Here is a 9,114-nt window from a genome sequence, read left to right on the forward strand (position 1 = left end):
TCAACTTACTGCATACTGGATGAAGCAGGAGCAGTCTCCCAGAGGAAGGCACACCAGCAGTGGACGCCAGCAAGTTCACCAGCAAGACGCAGGACGCCCTGTCCGCCGCGATCCGGCAGGCCAGCGCCGCAGGAAACCCGGACGTCAAGCCGGTGCACATCCTGCTGGCCCTGCTGGAGCAACCGGAGGGCATCACCCGCCCGCTGCTCGAAGCGGTCGGCGCGGACGTCGCCGCCGTGACGGCCGCCGCCCGCCGGCAGCTCACCGGGCTGCCCGCCGCCCAGGGCTCGACGGTCGCCGCGCCGCAGCTCGCCCGCGACACCATGGCCGTGCTGGCCGAGGCGGGCAAGCGCGCCGACGACCTGGACGACCAGTACCTCTCCACCGAGCACCTGCTGGTCGGCCTGGCCGCCGAGGGCGGTGCGGTCGCCGAGCTGCTCGCGCAGCACGGCGCCACCCCCAAGGCGCTGCTGGCCGCCTTCAGGGACGTCCGGGGCAGCGCCCGCGTCACCTCCCCCGACCCGGAGGGCACGTACAAGGCGCTGGAGAAGTACGGCTCCGACCTCACCCAGGCCGCCCGGGACGGCAAGCTCGACCCGGTGATCGGGCGGGACCAGGAGATCCGCCGGGTGGTCCAGGTGCTCTCCCGCCGGACGAAGAACAACCCGGTGCTGATCGGCGACCCGGGCGTCGGCAAGACGGCCGTGGTCGAGGGCCTGGCGCAGCGCATCGTCGCGGGCGACGTGCCCACCTCGCTGCGCGGCAAGCGGCTGGTCGCGCTCGACCTGAGCGCGATGGTCGCCGGGGCGAAGTACCGGGGTGAGTTCGAGGAGCGGCTGAAGGCCGTCCTGAACGACATCAAGTCCAGCGACGGCCAGGTCATCACCTTCATCGACGAGCTGCACACCATGGTCGGCGCGGGCGCCGGCGGCGACTCCGCGATGGACGCGGGCAACATGCTCAAGCCGATGCTGGCCCGGGGCGAGCTGCGGATGGTCGGCGCCACCACGCTGGACGAGTACCGCGAACGGATCGAGAAGGACCCGGCGTTGGAGCGCCGCTTCCAGCAGGTGCTGGTCGGCGAGCCGAGCGTCGAGGACACCATCGCCATCCTGCGCGGACTCAAGGGACGGTACGAGGCGCACCACAAGGTGCAGATCTCGGACGCCGCCCTGGTCGCCGCCGCCACCCTCTCCAACCGGTACATCACCTCGCGCTTCCTCCCCGACAAGGCGATCGACCTGGTCGACGAGTCCGCCTCCCGGCTGCGGATGGAGATCGACTCGTCCCCCGTCGAGATCGACGAACTCCAGCGCGCCGTCGACCGGTTGCGGATGGAGGAGCTGGCCCTGGAGAAGGAGTCCGACCCGGCCTCCGTCGACCGGCTGGCCAAACTCCGCCGCGATCTGGCCGACAAGCAGGAGCAGTTGAACGGCCTGAACGCCCGCTGGGAGCAGGAGAAGAAGAGCCTGAACCGGGTCGGCGAGGTCAAGGAGCGCCTCGACGAACTGCAGGGCACCCTCGAACGCGCCCAGCGGGACGGCGACTTCGAGCGCGCCTCGAAGCTGATGTACGCCGAGATCCCGGCTGCCGAACGGGAGTTGGCCGAGGCGCAGCAGCGCGCGGCCGACGAGGACGCCAGCGAGTCGATGGTCAAGGAGGAGGTCGGCCCGGACGACATCGCCGACGTGGTCAGCTCCTGGACGGGCATCCCGGCCGGCCGGCTGCTGGAGGGCGAGAGCGCCAAGCTGCTGCGGATGGAGGAGGAGCTCGGCAGGCGGCTGATCGGCCAGTCCGAGGCCGTCCAGGCCGTCTCGGACGCGGTGCGCCGCACCCGCTCCGGCATCGCCGACCCGGACCGCCCGACCGGCTCGTTCCTCTTCCTCGGCCCGACGGGCGTCGGCAAGACCGAACTCGCCAAGGCCCTGGCCGACTTCCTCTTCGACGACGAGCGGGCGATGGTCCGGATCGACATGAGCGAGTACGGCGAGAAGCACTCCGTCTCCCGCCTGGTCGGCGCCCCGCCCGGGTACGTCGGGTACGAGGAGGGCGGCCAGCTCACCGAGGCGGTCCGGCGCCGCCCGTACAGCGTCGTCCTGCTGGACGAGGTGGAGAAGGCCCACCCCGAGGTCTTCGACGTGCTGCTCCAGGTGCTGGACGACGGCCGCCTCACCGACGGCCAGGGCCGGACGGTCGACTTCCGCAACGCGATCCTGATCCTCACCTCCAACCTCGGCTCGCACTTCCTGATCGACCCGAACACCAGCCCCGAGCGGAAGAAGGAACTGGTGCTGGAGACGGTCCGCAGCTCCTTCAAACCCGAGTTCCTCAACCGCCTCGACGACATCGTGGTCTTCGAGCCGCTGGGCATGGCCGAGCTGAGCCGGATCGTGGACCTGCAGGTCGCCCGGTTGGCGGAGCGCCTGCGCGACCGCCGGCTCACCCTGGACGTCACCCCGGCGGCCCGTGACTGGCTCGCACTGACCGGCTACGACCCGGCGTACGGGGCCCGGCCGCTGCGGCGGCTGGTGCAGTCCGCGATCGGCGACCAGCTGGCCAAGGCGATCCTCTCCGGCACCGTCCGCGACGGGGACACCGTGGTGGTCGAGCGCGACGAGGCGGCCGACCGGCTGACGGTGCGGTCGGCGGCTACGACCTCGCTGGTCAAGTGACCGGGTCAAGTGATCGCCAGATGATTTTCAGGTGACCACAGGGGTTCCCAAAGCGGCTGGTACCGGATCTTCCGGGCGCCCGCCGGGGAGCCCCTGTGAGCTGGGCTCCGGATGAGGCAGGATGGAGACCTGGAAGGGCGGCCCCTCAGTCCCAGCCACCCTTGTGCACTGAGAATCAGAAGGACCTCCCAATGAGCATCGACCCGTCGTCCATCCCCTCCTTCGGCTCGCCGCAGCCCCCCCAGGGCGGTCAGCCCGGTGGCGGACCGGCCGGCCCGCCGCCCGTGGTCGTACCGGACCAGGCCCTGGTGGGCCAGCTGCTCGACCAGATGCAGCTCAAGCACCTCGTGGACGACGAGGGCGACCTCACCGCTCCCTGGGACGGCTTCCGCGTCTACTACATGTTCCGCGGCGAGCAGAAGGAGCTCTTCGCGGTCCGCGCCTTCTACGACCGCGCGTACCCGCTCGAGGACAAGCACGAGATCCTCGACCTGATCGACGAGTGGAACCGCGAGACCCTCTGGCCGAAGGTCTACACCCACACGCACGAGGACGGCGTGGTCCGCCTGATCGGCGAGTCCCAGATGATCATCGGGACGGGCGTCAACCTCGACTACTTCGTCACCACCACCGCCAACTGGACTCAGGCCGCCGTCGGCTTCGAGCAGTGGATCGTCGAGCGCCTCGGCCTCCAGAAGGAGATCGAGGGCGAGCCCGGCCAGCCCGAGGACGGCACCCCCGACGAGGGCTGACTTCCCCCCGGCACACCACGACGCCCGCCCCGCCACCTCCTGGCGGGGCGGGCGTTCGTGCAACGACGGGGCTTGTCCCGACTCCCCCTGTGCCAAGAAGATGAGATCCACTTCCGATCCACTTCCAACCACGAGGAGCAGGCATGGGTACGAGGCCGCTGTTGAACCGCCGACTGGACGGACTCGGGACGACGATCTTCGCCGAGATGTCCGCCCTCGCCACCGCGACGGGCTCGATCAACCTCGGACAGGGCTTCCCCGACACCGACGGGCCGCGCGAGATCGCCCAGGCCGCCGCCGACGCGGTGCTCAGCGGCCGGGGCAACCAGTACCCGCCCGGCCCCGGCATCCCCGAGCTGCGCACTGCCGTCGCCGAGCACCAGCAGCGCTTCTACGGCCTCACGTACGACCCCGACACCGAGGTCCTGGTCACCGCAGGAGCCACCGAGGCCATCGCCGCCGCGCTGCTCGCGCTCCTGGAGCCCGGCGACGAGGTGATCGCCTTCGAGCCGTTCTACGACTCCTACGCCGCCTGCATCGCGATGGCCGGCGCCACCCGGGTACCGCTGACGCTCCGCCGGCCCACCTTCCGCCCGGACCTGGACGAGCTGCGCTCCCTGATCACCCCGCGCACCCGGCTGCTGCTGATCAACACCCCGCACAACCCCACCGGCCTGGTCCTCACCCCCGCCGAGCTGGCCACGATCGCCGAACTCGCCGTCGAACACGACCTGCTGGTGATCGCCGACGAGGTCTACGAACACCTGGTCTTCAGCGGCGCCCACCACCCCATCGCCGCCCTGCCCGGCATGCGCGAGCGGACGGTCTCGATCTCCTCCGCCGGAAAGACCTTCTCCTTCACCGGCTGGAAGGTCGGCTGGGTCACCGCCGCCGCCCCGCTGGTCGCGGCCGTCCGCACGGCCAAGCAGTACCTGACGTACGTCTCCGCCGGCCCGTTCCAGTACGCCGTCGCCGAGGCGCTGCGCCTGCCGGACAGCTACTTCGAGACGTTCCGCACCGACCTCGCCCGCAAGCGCGACCTCCTCTCGGACGGCCTGACGGCAGCCGGTTTCGAGGTCTTCCGCCCTCAGGGCACGTACTTCATCACCACCGACATCACCCCGCTCGGCGAGAAGGACGGCCTGGAGTTCTGCCGTTCTCTCCCGGAGCGCTGCGGCGTGGTGGCCATCCCCAACGTGGTCTTCTACGACAACACCGACGCCGGCCGCAGCCTCATCCGCTTCACCTTCTGCAAGCGGGACGATGTGCTCAGCGAGGCGGTGGCGCGCCTGCGGCAGCTCTGACCGGACCAGGCGGGACCCGGCGGGACCGCTGTCGCGGAGCGTGAACCGCTGGCGCCCGGCCGGCCACGGCGGCGGCCGTCGGCTCAGCTCCAGCCCGGGGCCGGTGGCAGTGGCCAGTTGGGCGGGTCCGGCAGTGAGTGGCCGCCGGATGTGGGCGGCGCGTCGGCGGTGCGGCCGCTGAGCCAGCCGAGGACGGCGTGACCGGGGCCGACGACGTCGGGGCCGGTCGGGGAGACCGTCCAGGTGCGGCCCAGGTCGACGGCTTCGACCCGGGCGACGGGGAAGTCGCGCGCGGCCAGGGCGCCGAGGGTGTCGTCCAGCGCCCAGGTCACGTACGCGGGGGGCCAGTCGGCCGGGCGGTAGCCGACGTTCAGGTCGACGTGGTGGGTTTCGAGCTCGCGCCAGCAGCGGTGGAGGGTGTACCAGGCCGGGTGCCGCCAGCCGGCCAGCGCCGTGACCAGGGTGTCCCAGCGTTCGGCGGGCATCGACGCGGCGGCTTCGGCCAGGCGGGCGAGCCGGGTGCGCAGGTCGGCGGCGAGTGCGGTGGCGAGTGCGGTGGCGAGTGCGGTGGCGAGTTCGGTGGCGACTGCGGCGGCGGGGCGTTCGGTGCCGGGCCTCGGGCCGGGTTCGGCGCCGGTACGGGCCACGGCCAGCAGCCACAGGTAGGCGTCGACGCTGCGCGCGAGGTGGGTGACGACGTCGCCACGGTTCCAGCCGGCCAGGGCCGAGGGCGCGCACACCTCCGGGTCGGTCAGTGCCGCGAGGGTGGCGTCCAGCCGGGCGCCGGAACGGTGGACTTCCTCGATGATCTCGATCACGTCCGTACTGTAACGGCGAGTTGGCGGCGAGCCGGCGACCAGGTCCGGCCACCGGTCGGCCTAAGGACGGCCCCTCAGCAGCTCGCCGACGGCGGCGATGCCTGCCGTGACGGCGCGTTCGCCGACGTTGCCGAAGCCCAGGACCAGCTGTGGTGGCGAGGTCGCGTGCGAGGAGCGGCAGGTACTCATTCCGTACAGGCCGACCGACCGGGCGCGGGCGGCGGCGATGACCTCCTGCTCGTCGGCCGATCCGTCGAGATGGGCGACCGCGTGAAAGCCGGCCGCCAGGCCGGTCACCCTGGCCTCGGGGGCGTGTTCGGCGAGCGCCGCCACCAGGGCGGTGCGCCGCGCCGCATAGGTCGTGCGCATCCGACGCAGGTGCCGGTCGAAGCGGCCGGACTCGATCAGTCTCGCGAGGGCGAGCTGGTCGAGCGTGGGCGACCCACGGTCCGTCAGCTGCTTCTGCTCGATGATCTGCCCGGCGAGCGCGGGCGGGCAGATCATCCACCCGATCCGCAGCGCGGGTGCGAGGGACTTGCTGACGGTGCCTATGGAGATCACGCGGTCGGCGGCGAGGCCCTGCAGGGCGCCCACCGGGTCCCGGTCGTAGCGGAATTCGGCGTCGTAGTCGTCCTCGATGACGACGGCGTCCCGGCGCCGGGCCCAGTCGATCAGCGCGAGCCGGCGTTCGGGTGCCAGGGCGACACCGGTGGGCCACTGGTGCGCGGGGGTGACGACGACGGCGCGGGCGTCGGTCGCGGCGAGGGCCCGCACGTCGATGCCGTGCTCGTCGACCGGTACGGGGATCACCGACAGGCCGGCCCAGGACGCGGCCGAGGAGATCGTGGCCGGTGAGCCGGGGTCCTCGTACGCCACCGTGCGAACGCCGGTCCGGGCCAGGGCGCGCAGGGCCAGGCCGAGGCCCTGCGCGTAACCGGAGCAGATCACGATCCGTTCCGGGTCGGCCGCGACGGCGCGTACTCGCCGCAGATATCCAGCCACGACCTCGCGCAGTGCCGCACTGCCGCGCGGGTCACCGTAGTCGAGCGCCGCCGTCGGCATGGTGCGGGCCGCCTCGCGGGTCGCCCACAGCCAGTCGGCGAGCGGGAAGGCGCTCAGCTCCGGGACACCCCACTTGAAGTCGGCCACCAGGCGGGCGGGCACGGCGATCGGTGTCGAGGTGGCCGGCGGTACGCCTGCGCCGGCCGCCACCCGGGTGGCGGAGCCGACGCGGGTCACCAGGTACCCCTCGGCCTGGAGTTGGGCATAGCAGTCTTGGACCAGCCCGCGTGACAGTCCGAGCATCCGGGCGAGTTCCCGCGAGGACGGGAGCCGTTCGCCGACCTGCAGCCGACCGGTCCGGATCGCGTCCCGCACCCGGCCTTCCAGCTGCCAGCGCAACGGCTCGCCGCTGTCCCGGTCGATGACCAACAGCAGATCGGGTGACAGACCGGACCAGTCCAGCGGCATGGAATTGGATCTTACCGGCGATCCGCTCGGCCGCTAGCTTCGTCGTGTGACCAGGAGGATCAACTCTCAAGCCCAGGCAGCCGGTTCGCGGCCACTGCTGCTGACGCGGCCGCTGCGCCCGCGCTGGTGTTGACCGCCTCCGGGAGCATGGCGTGGATCACGGCGGCCTGCCTGCTGCGCGGGACCGCCGCGCCGCCGACTCCCGCCGATAGACCCCGTCCGACGTTCCCGACGACGAACTGATCGAATACAGCCACGAGACCGCCCGCCCGGCGCCGGTCTCCCAGAAAAACAGGAGCAGCACATGACCACGACCTCCATGACGGTGGCGATCCTCGGGCCGGGTGGCGTCGGCGGCCTGATCGGCGCGCTGCTCGCCCGCGACGGACACCGCGTCATCTGCCTGGCCGGCGACGAGACCGCCGCCGTGCTGCGCCGCGACGGTCTGCGCGTCGAGAGCGCCCAGTACGGTACCCGTGGCGGAGCCACTAATCGATACTTCACGGCCCCGGTCGAGGCCGACACCGAGCTGCGCGAGCCGGCCGACGTCACCTTCGTGACGGTCAAGCAGACCGCCCTGTCCGCCGCCCTCGACCGCGTACCGCCGCAGGTCCTCGGCGACGGGATCGTGGTACCGCTGCTCAACGGGCTCGACCACGTCGCGGCGCTGCGCCGGCACTATCCGGCCGCCCGGGTCGTGGCCGGCACCATCCGGGTCGAGGCCACCCGCACCTCGCCCGGGCACATCGCGCACACCAGCCCCTTCGCCGCCCTCGAACTGGCCGCCCCGCTCGACGAGTTCGCGTCCCACCTCCGGCGCGCCGGCCTCGACGTGGCCCTGCGCGCCGACGAGACCGCGATGCTCTGGGACAAGCTCTCCTTCCTCGCCCCGTTCGCCCTGCTGACCACGCGTCACCAGACCGCCGTCGGCACCATCCGCGCCGAGCGGCGGTCCGAACTGCTCGCCGTACTCGACGAGATCACCGCCGTGGCCCGCGCCGCAGGCGCACCGGTGACCGCCGAGACCGTGCTCTCCTTCTTCGACCGTGCCCCCGAGGCGATGAAGTCCTCGATGCAGCGCGACGTGGAGGCCGGCCGCCCGATCGAGCTCGACGCAATCGGCGGGGCCGTCCTGCGGGCTGCGGCCACCCATCAGGTCGAGACCCCCGTCACCGCCCGCCTGGTCGCCGAACTGGCTGCCGCCGCAGGCCGGTAGCGACACCAGCCACCCCGGTGTGATCACCACCCGAGTTCAGGAGAGATGATGCAGCACTTCGTCCGGCCCGACGGCACCCCGCCGGTCAACGGCTACAGCCACGCGGTGTCGTTCGGCGGGCCGATGGTCGCCGTCTCCGGGCAGGTCCCGGTGGACGCCCAGGGGCGGCTGGTGGGCGCGGAGGACGCCGAGGCCCAGGTACGGCAGGTCTTCGCGAACCTGGCCACCGCGCTGGCAGCAGCCGGTGCCGGCCTGGAACACGTGGTCAAACTGACGGTGTATCTGACCGACCTGGCCGATCTGGACGCCTTCCGCCTGGTACGCGACGAGTACCTCGACCCGGCCCGCCCACCGGCCTGCTCACTGGTCCAGGTCGCCGGGCTGGTCCATCCCGCCTTCCGGGTCGAGATCGACGCACTCGCGGAACTGCCCGTCTGGGCGTGAGCGCAGCGCAGACTCGCAGTTGAACCGGTCAGGAGACGGTGACGACGACGCTGTGCCACCCCGTGGAGCCGCTGGGATAGGGCGGGGTCGGGGTCTCCGGTTGGACCGTACCGGTGCCGTCGGTGGCGCGGACCTCGATGCGGTGGGTGCCGGGGGCGGCGGTCCAGCCATAGGTCCACTGGCGCCAGACGTCGCTGCCGTCCGCGTCCGCGAGCCGGGCCGGTGTCCAGGCGCCGCCGTCGACCCGGACCTCGACCGCCGCGATGCCCCGGTGGCCGGCCCAGGCGACCCCGGCCACCGTCGTGGGCCCCGCCGGGGGCCGGGCCGCCGGGCCGGGGACGTCGCTACGGGCGGGGGGGGTGAACGGGGCGGAGCGGGGCCCCCCCCCGCGGGCCCCCGAACGGGGGGAGGGCGCGGAGAGGGGCAGCGCCACGGCGA

7 protein-coding genes and 1 pseudogene are annotated in these 9,114 nt (G+C 72.3%); 5 read left to right on the plus strand and 3 right to left on the minus strand.

Annotation, left to right across the window (positions count from 1 at the left end):
• Positions 1–59: 59 nt before the first annotated feature.
• The 3 genes from clpB to P3T29_RS30315 all read left to right on the plus strand — a co-directional run bounded on the left by clpB (position 60) and on the right by P3T29_RS30315 (position 4,728).
• On the plus strand, positions 60–2,672 hold the full coding sequence (gene clpB, locus P3T29_RS30305; RefSeq protein ID WP_280719888.1) for an ATP-dependent chaperone ClpB: 2,613 nt from the start codon (positions 60–62) through the stop codon (positions 2,670–2,672).
• Between the two features lie 191 nt (positions 2,673–2,863).
• A complete protein-coding gene (locus P3T29_RS30310; RefSeq protein WP_280719889.1) occupies positions 2,864–3,424 on the plus strand; it encodes a YbjN domain-containing protein in 561 nt (186 codons plus the stop codon).
• A gap of 143 nt (positions 3,425–3,567) precedes the next feature.
• Positions 3,568–4,728 (plus strand): pyridoxal phosphate-dependent aminotransferase, encoded by a 1,161-nt coding sequence (locus tag P3T29_RS30315; RefSeq protein ID WP_280719890.1) that lies wholly within the window; start codon positions 3,568–3,570, stop codon positions 4,726–4,728.
• An 83-nt stretch (positions 4,729–4,811) separates the two neighbouring features.
• Here the strand turns inward: P3T29_RS30315 and P3T29_RS30320 are convergent, their stop codons facing one another.
• Positions 4,812–5,546, minus strand: a complete 735-nt coding sequence (locus P3T29_RS30320) for a maleylpyruvate isomerase family mycothiol-dependent enzyme (protein WP_280719891.1) — start codon at positions 5,544–5,546, stop codon at positions 4,812–4,814.
• Positions 5,547–5,606: 60 nt separating this feature from the next.
• A complete protein-coding gene (locus P3T29_RS30325) occupies positions 5,607–7,016 on the minus strand; it encodes a PLP-dependent aminotransferase family protein (protein WP_280719892.1) in 1,410 nt (469 codons plus the stop codon).
• 304 nt (positions 7,017–7,320) lie between these two features.
• Between P3T29_RS30325 and P3T29_RS30330 the strand changes: the two genes are divergently transcribed.
• Positions 7,321–8,232 carry a 2-dehydropantoate 2-reductase gene (locus P3T29_RS30330; protein WP_280719893.1) on the plus strand — a complete coding sequence of 304 codons (912 nt, stop codon included), beginning with the start codon at positions 7,321–7,323 and terminating at the stop codon, positions 8,230–8,232.
• Positions 8,233–8,277: 45 nt separating this feature from the next.
• Entirely contained in the window at positions 8,278–8,676 is a 399-nt protein-coding gene (locus P3T29_RS30335) for a RidA family protein (RefSeq protein WP_280719894.1), read from the plus strand.
• Positions 8,677–8,704: 28 nt separating this feature from the next.
• On the opposite strand, the pseudogene P3T29_RS30340 reads toward P3T29_RS30335, so the two are convergent.
• Positions 8,705–9,114 (minus strand): annotated as a pseudogene (locus tag P3T29_RS30340) (hypothetical protein); the annotation flags it as partial.

This window comes from Kitasatospora sp. MAP5-34, from assembly GCF_029894335.1.
In the GTDB taxonomy this organism is placed as follows: Bacteria; Actinomycetota; Actinomycetes; order Streptomycetales; family Streptomycetaceae; genus Kitasatospora.